Origin of the sequence: Candidatus Methylopumilus universalis (genome assembly GCF_006365315.1) — a bacterium.
Classification (GTDB): Bacteria; Pseudomonadota; Gammaproteobacteria; order Burkholderiales; family Methylophilaceae; genus Methylopumilus; species Methylopumilus universalis.
Map to the genome: position 1 here is coordinate 1,185,053 of NZ_CP040968.1, position 14,700 is coordinate 1,199,752.

General features: G+C 38.6%; 17 protein-coding genes. 6 read left to right on the forward strand and 11 right to left on the reverse strand.

Going from position 1 to position 14,700, the window contains the following annotated elements; genetic code table 11:
• Positions 1-7 precede the first annotated feature (7 nt).
• Positions 8-3,772 carry a methionine synthase gene (gene metH, locus FIT79_RS06245; RefSeq protein ID WP_420898285.1) on the reverse strand — a complete coding sequence of 1,255 codons (3,765 nt, stop codon included), beginning with the start codon at positions 3,770-3,772 and terminating at the stop codon, positions 8-10.
• Between the two features lie 80 nt (positions 3,773-3,852).
• Positions 3,853-4,089 (reverse strand): accessory factor UbiK family protein, encoded by a 237-nt coding sequence (locus FIT79_RS06250; RefSeq protein ID WP_139868619.1) that lies wholly within the window; start codon positions 4,087-4,089, stop codon positions 3,853-3,855.
• Between the two features lie 207 nt (positions 4,090-4,296).
• On the opposite strand from FIT79_RS06250, the gene FIT79_RS06255 reads away from it, so the two are divergent.
• From FIT79_RS06255 to pqqA, 5 genes are all read left to right on the forward strand, one after another.
• Positions 4,297-5,136, forward strand: a complete 840-nt coding sequence (locus FIT79_RS06255) for a TorF family putative porin (protein ID WP_139876004.1) — start codon at positions 4,297-4,299, stop codon at positions 5,134-5,136.
• A 72-nt stretch (positions 5,137-5,208) separates the two neighbouring features.
• Positions 5,209-5,547, forward strand: a complete 339-nt coding sequence (locus FIT79_RS06260) for a P-II family nitrogen regulator (protein WP_139876005.1) — start codon at positions 5,209-5,211, stop codon at positions 5,545-5,547.
• A 16-nt stretch (positions 5,548-5,563) separates the two neighbouring features.
• Positions 5,564-7,054: an ammonium transporter gene (locus FIT79_RS06265; protein ID WP_139876006.1), complete on the forward strand. Its 1,491-nt coding sequence runs from the start codon at positions 5,564-5,566 to the stop codon at positions 7,052-7,054.
• A gap of 92 nt (positions 7,055-7,146) precedes the next feature.
• Entirely contained in the window at positions 7,147-8,346 is a 1,200-nt protein-coding gene (locus FIT79_RS06270; protein ID WP_139876007.1) for a hypothetical protein, read from the forward strand.
• Between the two features lie 112 nt (positions 8,347-8,458).
• Positions 8,459-8,530, forward strand: a complete 72-nt coding sequence (gene pqqA, locus FIT79_RS06275; protein WP_012777389.1) for a pyrroloquinoline quinone precursor peptide PqqA — start codon at positions 8,459-8,461, stop codon at positions 8,528-8,530.
• A gap of 52 nt (positions 8,531-8,582) precedes the next feature.
• On the opposite strand, the gene mltA is transcribed toward pqqA, so the two are convergent.
• Genes mltA through thiS form a run of 4 tightly spaced genes read right to left on the reverse strand, consistent with a single transcriptional unit; the run spans position 8,583 to position 11,219 of the window.
• Complete coding sequence (mltA, locus tag FIT79_RS06280) at positions 8,583-9,836, reverse strand: murein transglycosylase A (RefSeq protein WP_139876008.1); 1,254 nt, start codon at positions 9,834-9,836, stop codon at positions 8,583-8,585.
• Positions 9,837-10,220 carry a Co2+/Mg2+ efflux protein ApaG gene (apaG, locus tag FIT79_RS06285; protein WP_139876009.1) on the reverse strand — a complete coding sequence of 128 codons (384 nt, stop codon included), beginning with the start codon at positions 10,218-10,220 and terminating at the stop codon, positions 9,837-9,839. It lies immediately after the preceding gene.
• 2 nt (positions 10,221-10,222) lie between these two features.
• Positions 10,223-11,014 carry a thiazole synthase gene (locus tag FIT79_RS06290; RefSeq protein ID WP_139876010.1) on the reverse strand — a complete coding sequence of 264 codons (792 nt, stop codon included), beginning with the start codon at positions 11,012-11,014 and terminating at the stop codon, positions 10,223-10,225.
• A gap of 1 nt (position 11,015) precedes the next feature.
• Positions 11,016-11,219, reverse strand: a complete 204-nt coding sequence (gene thiS, locus FIT79_RS06295; protein ID WP_139868633.1) for a sulfur carrier protein ThiS — start codon at positions 11,217-11,219, stop codon at positions 11,016-11,018.
• Between the two features lie 108 nt (positions 11,220-11,327).
• Here thiS and FIT79_RS06730 point away from each other — a divergent pair, with 108 nt between their 5' ends.
• The gene (locus tag FIT79_RS06730) at positions 11,328-11,489 is read left to right on the forward strand and encodes a hypothetical protein (RefSeq protein WP_189644856.1); all 162 of its coding nucleotides are present in this window, start codon (positions 11,328-11,330) and stop codon (positions 11,487-11,489) included.
• Here FIT79_RS06730 and FIT79_RS06300 read toward each other — a convergent pair.
• The 5 genes from FIT79_RS06300 to FIT79_RS06320 form a co-directional block, all read right to left on the reverse strand.
• Positions 11,486-12,223: a dienelactone hydrolase family protein gene (locus FIT79_RS06300; RefSeq protein WP_139876011.1), complete on the reverse strand. Its 738-nt coding sequence runs from the start codon at positions 12,221-12,223 to the stop codon at positions 11,486-11,488. The genes FIT79_RS06730 and FIT79_RS06300 overlap by 4 nt on opposite strands.
• Before the next feature lie 83 nt (positions 12,224-12,306).
• Positions 12,307-12,510 carry a hypothetical protein gene (locus tag FIT79_RS06305; protein WP_139868637.1) on the reverse strand — a complete coding sequence of 68 codons (204 nt, stop codon included), beginning with the start codon at positions 12,508-12,510 and terminating at the stop codon, positions 12,307-12,309.
• A 72-nt stretch (positions 12,511-12,582) separates the two neighbouring features.
• Positions 12,583-12,954, reverse strand: coding sequence for a hypothetical protein (locus FIT79_RS06310; protein WP_139876012.1), 372 nt, complete (start codon positions 12,952-12,954; stop codon positions 12,583-12,585).
• A complete protein-coding gene (locus FIT79_RS06315) occupies positions 12,951-13,934 on the reverse strand; it encodes a S1 family peptidase (RefSeq protein WP_139876013.1) in 984 nt (327 codons plus the stop codon). Before FIT79_RS06315 ends, FIT79_RS06310 begins: the two co-directional genes overlap by 4 nt.
• A 73-nt stretch (positions 13,935-14,007) precedes the next feature.
• Positions 14,008-14,688, reverse strand: a complete 681-nt coding sequence (locus tag FIT79_RS06320) for a TSCPD domain-containing protein (RefSeq protein WP_139876014.1) — start codon at positions 14,686-14,688, stop codon at positions 14,008-14,010.
• Positions 14,689-14,700 lie beyond the last annotated feature (12 nt).

The window sequence follows — 14,700 nt, forward strand, 5'->3', positions numbered from 1 at the left end:
TTTTTTCTTATAAATTAGGTGCTAACCATTTTTTCAAAAATTCAACTGATACATCTCGACGCTTAGCCATATCTTTTAATTGATCATCCCCAATTTTGTCGACACTAAAGTAATGTGCTTCTGGATGTGCAAAATAAAAACCTGACACGGAAGCTGCAGGTGACATTGCAAACGAATCGGTCAGATGCATATCAATTTCATCTAATCTTAAGTGTGTAAAAATATCTTTTTTAACTGTGTGGTCTGGGCATGCGGGATATCCGGGTGCAGGACGAATACCTTGATAAGCTTCTTTAATGAGGGCTTCTTTATCTATATTTTCGTCTATCACATAACCCCACAAATCTTTTCTAACACGCTCATGCATATATTCTGCAAAGGCTTCAGCTAAACGGTCAGCTAATGATTTAAACATGATGCTACTGTAATCATCATTTTTATCTTTAAATTCTTTTTCATATTTTTCCATGCCTAACCCGCTCGTCACTGCGAAGACACCTATGTAATCTTTTATACCTGAGGATTTAGGCGCAATAAAATCCGATAAGCACTGATTGGGCTTTTGTAAATTATCTACTGTTGGTTTTTCAGATTGCTGTCTTAAGCCATAATATGTAAATAAAGTTTTAGTGCGTGACTCATCTTCATAAATTTCGATGTCATCATCAACACTATTCGCTGGATAAAAAGCCACCACACCATTAGCCACGAGCGCTCGGTTATTGATGAGTTTTGTGAGCATAGTTTGTGCTTCATTGAAAACTTGTGTCGCACTTTTTCCCACAATAGGATCATTTAATATCGCCGGATAAAAGCCAACCAAATCCCAGGTCTGAAAGAATGGGCTCCAATCGATATAGGGAGCGATTAAGCTTAAATCAATATTTTTAAATACACGTTTACCTATAAATTTTGGGGCCTTAGGTGTATACGTTTTATCAAATTGAAGTTTTGATTTATTGAGCCTTGCTGCTTCAAGCGATAATAATTTAACGCCTTTTTTATTGGCATGCTGATCTCTTGCACGCGCATAATCTTTTTCAATATCAAAAATATATTGATCTTTTTGTTCAGGTGTCAAAAGAGATTGCATGACAGCTACAGACCTCGATGCATCAGGCACATAAATCACGGGTCCATCATAATGCGGCGCAATTTTAACAGCTGTATGAGCGCGTGATGTTGTCGCACCGCCAATCAGAAGAGGTGTTTTTAATCCTCTAAAGTGAGGATCACGCTGCATTTCTTTTGCGACATGTGTCATTTCTTCTAATGATGGTGTAATGAGTCCTGACAAACCAATAATATCGACATTCTCTTTTTTAGCCATTTCTAAAATTTCAGAGCATGGCACCATCACGCCCATATTAATAACTTCAAAGTTATTGCATTGCAAGACAACTGATACAATATTTTTACCAATGTCATGCACATCGCCTTTGACTGTGGCAATAAGCATCTTGCCTTTAGGTTTGGAGACGATACCTGTTCTTTTTTCTTCTAATTTTTTTTCTTCTTCGATAAAAGGAACAAGATGTGCTACAGCTTGCTTCATCACGCGCGCTGATTTCACCACCTGTGGTAAAAACATTTTGCCTTGTGCAAATAAATCGCCCACAACATTCATGCCATCCATCAAAGGACCTTCAATCACATGAATCGGTCTTCCATTTTTTTGCATGGCTTCTAACCTTGCTTCTTCAGTATCTTCTACAATATAATCTGTAATACCGTGGACCAACGCATATGCAAGTCTTTTATTAACAGTAATTGGCTCCGTTTCTGTGCCTCGCCAATTAAGTGTTTGAACTTCTTTTTTACTTCCTTTTAAAGTGCCTGCAATTTCGATCATTCTTTCTGTGGCATCAATTCTTCGATTAAGCACAACGTCTTCGACACGCTCTTTAAGTTCAGGATCAAGATCGTCATAAACACCCATCATGCCTGCATTGACAATCCCCATCGATAGTCCAGCTTTGATCGCATGATATAAAAAGACCGTGTGAATCGCTTCGCGAGCTGCATCATTACCTCTAAAACTGAAACTGACGTTGGATACACCGCCTGAAATTTTTGCATGAGGGAGATTTTCTTTAATCCATCTTGTGGCATTAATAAAATCTACTGCATAATTATCGTGTTCTTCAATACCTGTTGCGATCGCAAAAATATTGGGATCGAAAATAATATCTTCGGGTGGAAAATTTATTTTTGAAATTAATAAGTCATAAGCGCGTTTACAAATTTCTGTTTTTCTTTCGAATGTGTCCGCTTGTCCTTTTTCATCAAAGGCCATCACGATCACAGCTGTACCATATCGTCGACATAATGTGGCTTGGCGAATAAATTCAGCCTCACCTTCTTTCAACGAAATTGAATTTACAATCGCTTTACCTTGAACACATTGAAGACCTGCTTCAATAACATCCCATTTAGAGGAATCAATCATGATGGGGATACGCGCAATATCTGGTTCGGATGCGACGAGATTTAAGAAATGCTTCATGGCTTTTACAGCATCAAGCATGCCTTCATCCATATTGATATCAATAATTTGCGCTCCATTTTCAACTTGCTGGCGCGCTACTGATAAAGCTTCGTCATATTTTTCGTTAATGATTAAATTCGCAAATACTTTTGAACCTGTCACATTGGTTCGCTCACCCACGTTCACAAATAATGAATCGTCTTTAATTAAAAAGGATTCGAGACCTGAAAGTCTTGTAACTGTTTCAACAGTTGGCACTTCTCTAGGTTTAATATTTTTTATTTCATCTGCAATGGCTTTGATATGTTCAGGCGTGGTGCCACAACAACCCCCTGCAATATTCACAAAACCACTTGTTGCGAACTCTTTAATTAAAGATGAGGTATCTTTAGGCTTCTCATCAAAGCCTGTGTCCGACATTGGATTTGGTAAGCCTGCATTAGGATAAATACAAATATAGGTATCTGCAATATTAGATAATTCTTCTGCATAGGGCCTCATGAGCGCCGCGCCTAATGCGCAATTAAGACCAATCGTCATCGGTTTTGCATGGCGTACTGAATTCCAAAATGCAGCGACTGTTTGGCCAGATAAAATTCGGCCTGATGCATCAGTCACGGTACCTGACAACATAATCGGTAGACGCATTTTATTTTCTTCGAAATAGGTTTCGATCGCAAAAAGAGCGGCTTTGCAATTTAACGTATCAAAAATTGTTTCAACTAAAAGAATATCCACGTCACCTTCAACCAACGCTTTCACTTGATTGAAATAACTATTTTTTAATTCTTTAAACGTAATGTTCCGGGCTGCAGGATCATTCACGTCTGGTGAGATCGATGCAGTTTTGGGTGTCGGACCAACAGCGCCTGCTACAAATCTTGGTTTATCTTTCGTTGAAAATTTTTCGACCGCTTGGCGCGCTAATTTGGCAGACGCTACGTTCATTTCATAAGCCAAATCTGACATTGCATAATCATCTTGCGCTATTTCTGTTGCACCAAAAGTATTAGTTTCGATGATGTCAGAACCTGCTTCTAAGTAAGCTTCGTGAATACTTTGAATAATTTGAGGTTGAGTGAGGCTTAATAACTCGTTATTACCTTTAAGAAATAATTCACGTTTACCTTCTGGCCCTGAAAATTTTGCAAAACGACCTTCTTGACCACCGCGGTAATCTTCCTCGGTGAGTTTATGTTGTTGGATCATGGTGCCCATTGCGCCATCCAACAATAAAATACGCTCGGCTAAGAGTTTTCTCAGTATTTTTTCTTGATCAGTCATGAAGTCCTGTGGCATTGAATTTTTAAAGATGTATTAGGCATGATTAATAGCCTAGAGTGTAGCAAGAAACCAAAAGGTCATTATTTTTTACGCGCTTCAATCTCAGAGAGTTTCTTTTCTAGTTCTTCTAATTTTTGACGTGTACGTTTTAGAACTTCCGTTTGAACATCAAACTCTTCGCGAGTTACAAGCTCCATTTTAGTGAACATGCCCTTTAATAGTGCATCGATATTCTTTTCGATGTCAGGCAAGGGTGAATCCTTTACTATCTCTCTGATTTTATTAGATATTTCGTTTAATTTTTCATTATTTAACATGATAAATTTCCTTTTGATTCAAGAGTTTATCAGATTTAAACCCACATTAAGTGCATAGAGTCTTAGTGCTATCTAAGGTGGTATTTACTAACTCATTGATTTTAATATAATAAACAAGTTGGCACAGTAATTGCTTATATTATTGTGTGAATATAAAAATAACTAATCACATTATTTTCAGGAAATTTTTACTAAGGAGTTTTAAAAATGCGTAAATTGCTTATTACAACAGCAGTATTAGGAGCTCTTGCAGCACCTTCATTTGTTTTTGCAGCTGAGGCTGCACCTGCACCTGATTTAACAGTTGCATATAACGTTGGTCTCTATAGCCAATACATTTTCCGTGGCTTAACTCAAACAGATCGCAAACCAGCCTTACAAGGTGGCGTTGATTTAACACATTCAAGCGGCTTTTATTTGGGTGCTTGGGGTTCAAATATTGACTGGTTAAGATCATCTTACGGACCAACCGGAACTGTAAATGATACTTATTACACAAAAGGCGGTAATTTAGAAGTTGACTTGTATGGTGGTTTTAGAACTGAACTGGGCAAGTCTGGAGTTGGTATCGATGTTGGGGTGCTTCAATATTGGTATCCAGGCACTCTTAGAAGTGGCTGGGCAAAAGCTAACACCACTGAGCTTTATGGCGCATTGAGTTACGGATGGTTACAAGCGAAACTTTCTGGTGTTGTTTCAGAGGCAGCTTGGGGCTGGGGAAAATCATCAACTGCTGCCCAAGAAGATGCTCGTGGAACTTATTATGCTGAACTTAATGCAACCATCCCTGTTGGAGAATTAGTGGGTGGAGACGTTCTTAAAGGTGTAACAGTTTTAGCGCATTACGCTCGACAAGACTTTCAAGGCAACTTAAATGAGCCAGCAAGTTACAACGACTGGAAACTTGGCTTACAAAAATCATTTGAAAGTGGAGTTAATGTAGGTGCATATTACACAGACACTAATGCTGATAGAGCAAGCTGGACTTATGCAGGTAAAAATATCGGTGATGCAACTGGTACAGCTTACATCCAAAAAACGTTCTAAAAGCAGTTGTTAAGATTAGGGCCTAAGGCCAAGGCCCTTTCTTGATTTTTTTAAACCTCAAGGGGAATTAACATGAAATTTGTAACAGCAATCATCAAGCCATTTAAGCTAGATGAAGTTCGTGAAGCCCTCTCCTCCATTGGAGTTCAGGGAATCACAGTGACCGAAGTCAAAGGATTTGGTCGTCAAAAAGGCCATACGGAACTTTATCGCGGCGCCGAATACGTCATCGACTTTTTACCTAAAGTAAAAATCGAAGCAGCCATCCCAAATAAATTACTCAAACGCGCAGTCGAAGCGATTCAAAAATCAGCGCTCACCGGCAAAATTGGTGACGGCAAAATTTTTGTGATGGAACTCGAAGAAGTTTATCGCATACGAACCGGTGAAGCCGGGGAGGAAGCTCTTTAACCAGAGGAATAAAATTATGAAAAAATTATTATCAACTTTCGCATTAATTAGCTTCTTATGCCTAAACTTTTTAGGGATGACAAGTGTAAGTTTTGCTGATGAAGCAATTTCAGTAAAAGCGAGTGATGCTGTAACTTTAGTTGCAGATGCAACACCTGCTGAAAAACCTGTTGAAGCAAAAGATGAGCCTCCTGCACCGACACCGAATAAAGGTGACACTGCATGGATGATCATGGCTACAATTCTGGTGACCTTAATGGTGATTCCAGGTTTAGCACTCTTCTATGGTGGCTTAGTCAGATCAAAAAATATGTTATCTGTACTCATGCAAACTTTCGTAGTGTTTTCTCTCATGGGTGTTTTATGGGCGATCTACGGATACAGCGTTGCATTTACAGGCGGCAGTCCATTTTATGGTGGCTTCAGTAAGTTATTTTTAAGTGGTATCACACCAGACTCAGTAGGCGCTACTTTTAGCAAAGGTGTAGTGATTCCTGAATTTATCTTTGTAGCTTTCCAATTAACTTTCGCAGCGATTACGCCCGCTTTAATTATTGGTGCATTTGCTGAGCGCATGAAATTTTCGGCTGTACTTTTATTCTTAATCATCTGGTTTACATTTGCTTATTTACCGATGGCACACATGGTGTGGTATTGGGACGGCCCAGATGCAATCACTGATGCTAAATCATTAGAAACTGTGATTGGAAATGCAGGCTGGTTATGGGCTAAAGGTGCACTCGATTTTGCAGGTGGTACAGTGGTTCATATTAATGCTGGTATCGCAGCCCTTGTAGCCGCTCTCATGGTAGGTAAAAGAATTGGTTATGGCAAAGAAGCCATGCCTCCGCATAGCCTTACATTAACTATGGTGGGTGCATCTTTACTATGGGTAGGTTGGTTCGGTTTCAATGCAGGTTCAAATCTTGAAGCGACAGGATTAGCAGCATTAGCTTTTGTAAATACTATGCTTGCAACGGCTGCTGCAACACTTTCCTGGATCGCATTTGAATGGATCTTAAAATCAAAACCATCTATGTTAGGTGCAGCATCAGGCGCAGTTGCTGGTCTCGTAGCGATTACTCCGGCATGCGGATTTGTGGGCCCAATAGGCGCGCTTATTATCGGTGCAGGTGTATCTCCAATCTGCTTATTCTTTGTATCTAAAGTTAAAAAGGCTTTTGGTTACGACGATACACTTGATGTATTTGGTGTACACGGCGTGGGTGGTATCTTCGGTGCAATTATGACCGGTGTATTCGTAAGCCCAGCATTAGGTGGTACGGGTGTTTATGATTATGTTGCAAATAAAGTAGGCGAGTTTGATATGCATACGCAAGTCATGTCTCAACTATGGGCAGTGGGTACAGCCGTTGTTGTATCAGCAACTGTATCTTATGTTGCGTTAAAACTTATCGATATGACGATTGGTTTACGTGTGAAATCAGATGCTGAGCGTGAAGGCTTAGACATTGCTGAGCACGGTGAACAGGCATATCACAAATAAAATATCCTGAAAGTAGTGACTTCTCAAGGGCGCTTTTTAAGCGCCCTTTTTTTATACATAAAATTTAATCGCTTAAAGTTATAATAGAGACCATGTTTAAAAAGTTTTCTTTTTTCAATCGCGCATTTCTTAGAAATGCTTTTTTACTTATTTTAAGTCCCAAACTTTTTTTTAATCACGGGCACATTCCACCAAAGAACCATAAAATCCCAAATCGCTTTTTTGGATTAAGCCTTACCATTGAAGATTTAATTGAGGACCCCATAGGTGTCGTTGAAATGTGTCGTCAGCATAAAATTCGTGATGTAACGCTTCTTATTCCATCCAATCGTATCAGTGAATTTAGTGCAACATTTATGGACGACCTCATTGGGCACGATATTAAATTTAATCTCAAGCTAGTACTGATTGATGAGGAAGATATCTATCTGGAATGGCGGGAGATTTTAGATCTTACATTGCTAGGCTATCAAGCTCACATTGCATCCATTGAAATCGAAATGACGAGCTTTACTCAGAAAGCATTACATACGTTCTTAAATATTTGGACTATGACGTTTAACATTGCGAGACTGAAAAAAATTAAAGTTGCAGGCCCTTCTATTCCTTCGTTTAGCCCTTTCTTTAATGACATGGTATTTAAGCTTTTAAAAGACAAATATCAACTACCTGATATTCATACGATCAATTTAACGAATGAAATGGATAAAGAGCCCGAGCTCATTTATTCAAATTTCTTGATTCCTAAGTTAGGTAAACTTTTTAAATTCAATCTCATAAAAAAATTAGCACTCGTTCAAAGAATTGCCGAAAGTTTTAACATCAAAACTATTTATGGAACAATTGAATTAAAGCGTCATGAAATTACTTCTTATACGCTGCGAGCGATTTCTTTACTGATTGCCTCAGGCCGACTCACTAAACTCTATGTGCCCTATAGAAATGCAGAAGGTGTTCTTTTTCTAGTCGATCGCATGGAGGGCATGACTTATCTGGGCTCTTTATTTCATGATGCATCTTTTGAAATTCATCACTTTAAAAATGAAAAAGAGCAAATGCATGCCATATGGGCACGGGACGATAAGAGCTTAAATCCAGAGAATTTTTATCATATTGAAGATATCTACTCTGCCAAAATCTTTGATAGTCATGGTGACATCATTGATCGTAATGAATTCAAAATTACAGATACGCCCATTTACCTTGTCTGGAGATCGATGGACCCCATTACCTTCATTGATACACCAAAAGCCTTAGATCTTAATGTCACCAATATCATGGCTCTATCATGAAAATCATGAGGTCTAATTCATTACCTATTCTGTGTATTTCATTTAGATTCGGCCTATAGTTCATTCAATGCATCTTGAATGCAGATTGTTTAACACTCATAGGAGAAATATTATGTGGACAACTCCAGCAGCTACAGAAATGCGTTTTGGCTTTGAAGTGACTATGTACGTAATGAACAAGTAATTGTTCGTTAACTACGGTTACTTAAAAAAGGAAGCTTTATAGCTTCCTTTTTTTATTTGGAAGCTTCCTCAATGCGATTGCGTTTCATGGCATATTCTTGGGTCGCGATTGGGAATACATAATCCTTAGGGAGTAATGCCCAGATTTTTCCCTGTTGTTTCATTGAGCCTGCTTTCCGTCCAGCATCATCCCCAGTGCCCCAATAGAAATCTGCACGAACACCACCTCGAATTGCCCCGCCTGTGTCTTGAGCAACCATCAAGCGATCGAGGGGCTCATTCGTATTAGGCTGAGTTGTGGATAAGAAAATAGGTGCGCCTAATGGAATAAATTTAGGATCGATCGCAACACTTCGCTCAGCTTCAATCGATATCCCTAAAGCACCGATCGGTCCTGGCAAGTCATTTGGTAATTTTCTAAAAAATACATAACTCGCATTAACATTTAAAAAATCTTTAAGTTTAACGATGTTTTTTTTCGCCCAATTTTTAATGCCTTCCATCGAAGCCTCGGCCATAGTGATTTCTTTTTTCTGAATGAGCACTGAACCAATCGCTTTAAATGGATATCCATTTTGGTCGGCATAACCAATTTGCATGGCTTCTCCATTATCAAAATGAATAATGCCTGATCCTTGAATCTCTAAAAAGAAGGCCTCCACAGGGTCTTCTACCCAAACAATTTCATTGCCTGCTAAAGGGCTGCCTTTTCCATCAATCTCAGCTCTTGATAAATAAGGTACTAATTTGTTTCCCACTAATTTTCCACGCAAACGTTTTGATTTAAGTTCTGGATACACCTCACTTAAATCTACAGTAATTAAATCTTTAGGCGTTGTGTAAAGTGGGATTTTGTAATGTGATGTTTTAACCTTGCTGCCTTTTAAGATAGGCTGATAATAACCAGTGATGATGCCGGTTTCGGAGCCATCCATATTACTTGCAGTATAGACATTAAAATAGTTTTTAAAATAGTTTTTAATATTTTCATCGCTTGGCTCTTTCATATCATCCGCAAGATCGCATACTTTTTTCCAAGCATCTTTTTGTTTTAATGCAGAACAGCTTCTAAGCCATGCCGTCCAAGCAGGGAGTAAATTGTCACTTTCAAATGAAGATTCAATCGCACTCCAATCTGATTTTTTTAAGAGTCCATAATCAGGAATTTTTGCGAGATCTTCTTTTTCAGTTTTAATTTTTGGGCAGTCACAATTAGATTTTGTAACAGAAACTTTTTCTCCCTTATACGGGGTACCTGCACATGAGACAAGAAATAAAGTAAGTAAGAATAAAATGAAATGTCTCATTTAATGGAGCGTCCTTGGCATCGATAAAATAAACATAGGAATTTCAGCATCAAATGAAGTGCCATCTTCGGATACCATCTGATAGCTGCCATGCATGGAGCCTACAGGTGTATTAAGCTCAGTCCCACTTGTATAAGTATAGGATTCATGCGGCTTAATAAGGGGTTGTTCACCGACCACACCTAAACCTTTCACTTCAAAAGTTTCTTCATTGGCATCTGTAATAATCCAATGACGGCTCACAAGCTGAGCTGGAACTAGTCCATCATTGCTGATTGTAACGGTGTAATTAAAAAAATAACGGTTATGCTCAATACTAGATTTTTCTTCTACAAAATGGGTTTCAACATTAATACGAATCGCATGTAATTTTGTAGATCCCATGATTAGGAAATCATGCCTTGCGACGGGGAGCTAGGTGATGCTGAATATAATTTCTTAGCCATTCGTCCTGCAAGATATGCTTCGCGCCCAGCTTCAATAGCTTTTTTCATAGCACTTGCCATCATGATTGGATCATTCGCACTTGCAATTGCTGTATTCATAAGGACGCCTTCGCAACCTAATTCCATGGCAATCGCAGCATCTGAAGCGGTACCAACGCCTGCATCGACTAAAACAGGGACTTTTGCATGCTCAATAATAATTTGTAAATTCCATGGATTTAAAATCCCCATGCCAGAACCAATGAGAGAAGCTAAAGGCATGATGGCACAGCAACCAATATTTTCAAGTTCTTTTGCCACAATCGGATCATCTGACGTGTATACCATCACATCAAAACCTTCTTTGATCAAAACTCCTGCAGCTTTTAAAGTTTCAATTACATTGGGATAAAGTGTTTTAGGGTCGCCTAAGACTTCTAACTTTACAAGCGTATGGCCATCTAATAATTCACGCGCCAAACGAAGCGTTCTTACTGCATCATCGGCTGAATAACAACCTGCCGTATTAGGAAGATAAGTAAACCGATCGGGCGGGACAAAATCAAGAAGGGAGGGTTCGCCTTCATTTTGACCAATATTAGTTCGACGAATCGCAACTGTAATAATTTCAGCGCCACTCGCATCAATTGCGAGTCTTGTTTCCTCAAAATTTTTATACTTTCCAGTGCCAACCAATAGTCTTGATTGGTAACTTTTGCCCGCGATAAAAAGTGAATCTTTTTTTTGTGTCATCTTAACCACCGCCTACCGCGCCGACAATTTCTAGTTGGTCGCCATCTTGGAGCGTGATTTTTTGAAATTCAGATTTTGAAATAATCATGCCATTCTTTTCAATTGCAATACGTTTACCCAAAAGATTAAGTTGCATGACTAATCCTTCGATTGTCATCGAAGTGTCATCAAAAGATTTTATATTACCGTTAATTTTAAGATTCATAGATGTATCTTTATTCATCAAACATTGAATTTTTAAATAAATTTAGAGTCGTAATTCTATGGAACACAATTCCATGGAATTAAATACAATCCCAAAAGGAAAAGCTATATGCAAAATTATAATACAGATTCGCTGAATACGTTGCCTCAGAACAAAGACGAGACAGATCATTTGATCTCATTGGAAAAGAAAACCGCGCCGATTGAATTAACTATCGATGAAAAGCTTCGTCGTAAACGTTGGCTCGAGTCAATCTCAGATTGCGTTTAAGCAAGTTTACGTTGGAAAAGTTTTAAAGCTAAGTCGTAACCTAAGAGTGCTAATTCAGGATCGTAGCGTTCACCTTCGTCACGCATAAAGGCATGCTGGCCATTAAACTCATGCCACGTAAATACTAATTTAGCTTCAACCATTTTCTCATAAACGGCTTTACGTCCTTGTTCTGGAATATGGTTGTCTTGTTTACCCCAAATCATAAGAAGCTCGCCCTTGATGTCTTTTAAGCGATCCATAGAATGCTGATTAGGTTTATTTGGAATCACATGGGTATGCAAGTCTGTTGCATAAAAACATGCCGTTGCTTCAATTTCGGGTTGAAGTGCCGCTCTAAAAGCTAAGTGCCCACCAATACAAAAACCCATAGCTCCAATAGAGCCTGAAAACCAAGGTTGTTTTTTAATCCATGCAATCATCGCTTGATTATCTGCGTCATAACCTTCAACGTCTTTTGCTGATTTGTCCGCATTACCCTTGTCTCGTCCTGCATCGTCATAAGCTAGTACCGTCCCAATTGGGTTTAACTCATGAAAAACTTCAGGTACCAAAACGGTGAATCCATGACCTGCAATGATTTTAGCTGCCCGTTCAATCGGGCCTGTTTGCTGAAAAATTTCTGAATAAAAGAGAATCGCGGGGGTCTTTTTATGCGTGACAGGTTTATGCACATAAGTACGCATAATGCCTGTAGGGGTATTTAAATCAACGAATTCTGATTGAATTAACATGCTTCATCCTAAGCTTCATAAGGGGTTAATAGAAAAACGGAAGCCCTTATTTTACTTCATTCAAAGCGAGTTTAAACTGAATTTTAGTACTCTGAACTTCGGCCTGTCGAGTAATTTAAAGGAGCGTCATTTTGCCATTCACCACAATCCACGCATTGATGATCTTCCATGGTGGGACAATATTGCAAATGAATTGCCTGGCACTTAAAACAACTCGAAGCTTTCTGATGGCGATCATGAATCTCCGCAGATACTTTGTCACTTCCAAGACCATACTTATTATCCATAAGACTCTCCCTTAAAAAATCAAATGGTGATAAACCTTTAATGTACGCCTCGTTTTTATGAAGCGCAAGTAGCTATTTTAACTTTTGTATCTGACATTTTTGATAGGTTAAAACATCACCCTCTTTAATAAAAGTCTCAGGATCATTAATCTCTAAAGTGGTCGACTCATTGGTATAAGTATTTTTTAGGGCGTCTACTTGTTTTAAGCCAAATTCACGATTCGGGAAAATAATCCACATTTCTTTACCCCCTTCGAGTGCTTTTATATAAAACTTTTTATTTTTTTCGCACTGATACAAAGAAGCGCCTTGGGGAGCAGTTGAGAGTTCACGATAATCACCGTTAAGCGCAGGTAAATTTACCTCAGGCATCTTTATGCTGCCACAGCTTGAAACTAAGGATGACAAAAATAATATGGTGATTTTTTTAAACATCTTTTTCATTGGGATTCTTTCAATAAGGATTCGTCTAATTGACTTAGTAGTATTTCAATTGCATGCGCTTCATGATCGTCATGATTGAGTTTCGCTAACCTTAACAAATAAAGTTGTGCTTGTGCATGACGTGGATTTTTTTTAACCACATCACTCAATTGTTTTTTGGCCGTCTCAAAATCTTTTAATTCAAAATATGCTATCGCATTACTAAAAATCGCTTCGCTCGATTGTGGCTCGCTTTTAAGCCAAAGCGCTGTAATAGTTTTTAATCGTTCCCATTGACCTTCACGGGCTGCATCGTAAGACTGCATAAAATAGGGTCTTTTATCAAATGGAGCATCCCAAAAAGGGAGTTCAGTTTGAGCTGTAAGTTGTATATCTTTACCTTGATGCAACAAACGCTTAATCCACTCTACAGGAATACTATAATAATAAGCATGTCGTCCTGGACTTTTAAATGTAGTCAGTCCTATCAAACGACCGTCGTCATCAAAAAGACCACCACCGGATGCCCCCATCGCAAAACCTGCGGAAGACTGAATAATATTTTCACTATCTAAGGCATATAAGCCTTTAATGCTACCAAAAGACATAATTGGCTTCACGGCATTGCCTCCAAAGCTTTTAGAAAATACTGATTGTTCATAAGTGAGTTTTTGTGTATCGCCAAGCGCTGCTGGCTTTACATCTAAAAATTTAAATTGAAGAATACATAAATCGTGGCGCCAATCTGCTTTCATGCTCACAGGGGAGAAAGCCTCACCTAACTTGCCAATTTGGACTCCTTGCGCATTGGCCACTACATGACAATTGGTTGCTACTTGATTTTCAGCAACCACAATACCGGAACCTACTCCATGATTGCCTTTTTGATCAATTACATGCACCTTCACCACTGAGGGTGACACAGCAAAAGTTGCTTCATCAGAAGGCGCTGCAAGAACTATATGAGAAATTAAAAATAAGAAAAAAACTATTCTATGCATGATATGAGGGCTTTCAATTGAATTTCTTGCATAGATAAGGAACTAAGCTTCTTAGTTCCTTAAAGACAAAACTTTAACCACATTTACTATCACCACAACTTAAGCATGTAAGACATCCGTCCATCATGATGACTGCTTTCGTTTGGCATTTGCTACAAAGTTGTGAGCCTTTTGGATATCCTGTGCTATCAATTTCTTCAGAATGTTTTTCCATGTATTCAGCACGCTTTTCCTCCATCAATTTTTTTTGATGTTCATCAGGCAATGCTTTTTTAAGCATACCAATATCGATTAAATGTTGTTCAACCACTTCTCCAATTTCAGCCACTAAACTCGGCACGTACTTACCGCCTTTTTTAAAGTAGCCGCCATTAGGATCAAATACGCTATGAAGCTCTTCGACCAAGAATGTCAAATCGCCACCTTTTCTAAAAACAGCAGACATCACACGCGTCAAACCTACAATCCATTGGAAGTGATCCATGTTTTTTGAGTTAATGAAAATTTCAAAAGGCCTGCGATGTTCTTGCGGTGTGCCTTCATTCATGATGATGTCATTGATTGTGATATAAAGTGCGTGCTCAGTCACAGGTGTTTTCACTTTATAAGTGGAGCCTGTAATTTTTTCAGGACGGCCTAGAGGCTCGCCTAGTTGCACAACGTTTTGGTTTTCTTTCTGGGTTAGCGCATTCGCTTTATCTTCTTCAGAAACAACGTTATAACCTACGATTTTTTTTTCAATTTTAATTGCCATTATTTTCCTTTA

What these genes read in the sequence shown, in the direction of transcription:
- metH (WP_420898285.1), bottom strand. Translation starts at nt 3,772, where the DNA reads ATGACTGATCAAGAAAAAATACTGAGAAAACTCTTAGCCGAGCGTATT.
- FIT79_RS06250 (WP_139868619.1), bottom strand. Translation starts at nt 4,089, where the DNA reads ATGTTAAATAATGAAAAATTAAACGAAATATCTAATAAAATCAGAGAG.
- FIT79_RS06255 (WP_139876004.1), top strand. Translation starts at nt 4,297, where the DNA reads ATGCGTAAATTGCTTATTACAACAGCAGTATTAGGAGCTCTTGCAGCA.
- FIT79_RS06260 (WP_139876005.1), top strand. Translation starts at nt 5,209, where the DNA reads ATGAAATTTGTAACAGCAATCATCAAGCCATTTAAGCTAGATGAAGTT.
- FIT79_RS06265 (WP_139876006.1), top strand. Translation starts at nt 5,564, where the DNA reads ATGAAAAAATTATTATCAACTTTCGCATTAATTAGCTTCTTATGCCTA.
- FIT79_RS06270 (WP_139876007.1), top strand. Translation starts at nt 7,147, where the DNA reads ATGTTTAAAAAGTTTTCTTTTTTCAATCGCGCATTTCTTAGAAATGCT.
- mltA (WP_139876008.1), bottom strand. Translation starts at nt 9,836, where the DNA reads ATGAGACATTTCATTTTATTCTTACTTACTTTATTTCTTGTCTCATGT.
- apaG (WP_139876009.1), bottom strand. Translation starts at nt 10,220, where the DNA reads ATGGGATCTACAAAATTACATGCGATTCGTATTAATGTTGAAACCCAT.
- FIT79_RS06290 (WP_139876010.1), bottom strand. Translation starts at nt 11,014, where the DNA reads ATGACACAAAAAAAAGATTCACTTTTTATCGCGGGCAAAAGTTACCAA.
- thiS (WP_139868633.1), bottom strand. Translation starts at nt 11,219, where the DNA reads ATGAATCTTAAAATTAACGGTAATATAAAATCTTTTGATGACACTTCG.
- FIT79_RS06730 (WP_189644856.1), top strand. Translation starts at nt 11,328, where the DNA reads ATGCAAAATTATAATACAGATTCGCTGAATACGTTGCCTCAGAACAAA.
- FIT79_RS06300 (WP_139876011.1), bottom strand. Translation starts at nt 12,223, where the DNA reads ATGTTAATTCAATCAGAATTCGTTGATTTAAATACCCCTACAGGCATT.
- FIT79_RS06305 (WP_139868637.1), bottom strand. Translation starts at nt 12,510, where the DNA reads ATGGATAATAAGTATGGTCTTGGAAGTGACAAAGTATCTGCGGAGATT.
- FIT79_RS06310 (WP_139876012.1), bottom strand. Translation starts at nt 12,954, where the DNA reads ATGAAAAAGATGTTTAAAAAAATCACCATATTATTTTTGTCATCCTTA.
- FIT79_RS06315 (WP_139876013.1), bottom strand. Translation starts at nt 13,934, where the DNA reads ATGCATAGAATAGTTTTTTTCTTATTTTTAATTTCTCATATAGTTCTT.
- FIT79_RS06320 (WP_139876014.1), bottom strand. Translation starts at nt 14,688, where the DNA reads ATGGCAATTAAAATTGAAAAAAAAATCGTAGGTTATAACGTTGTTTCT.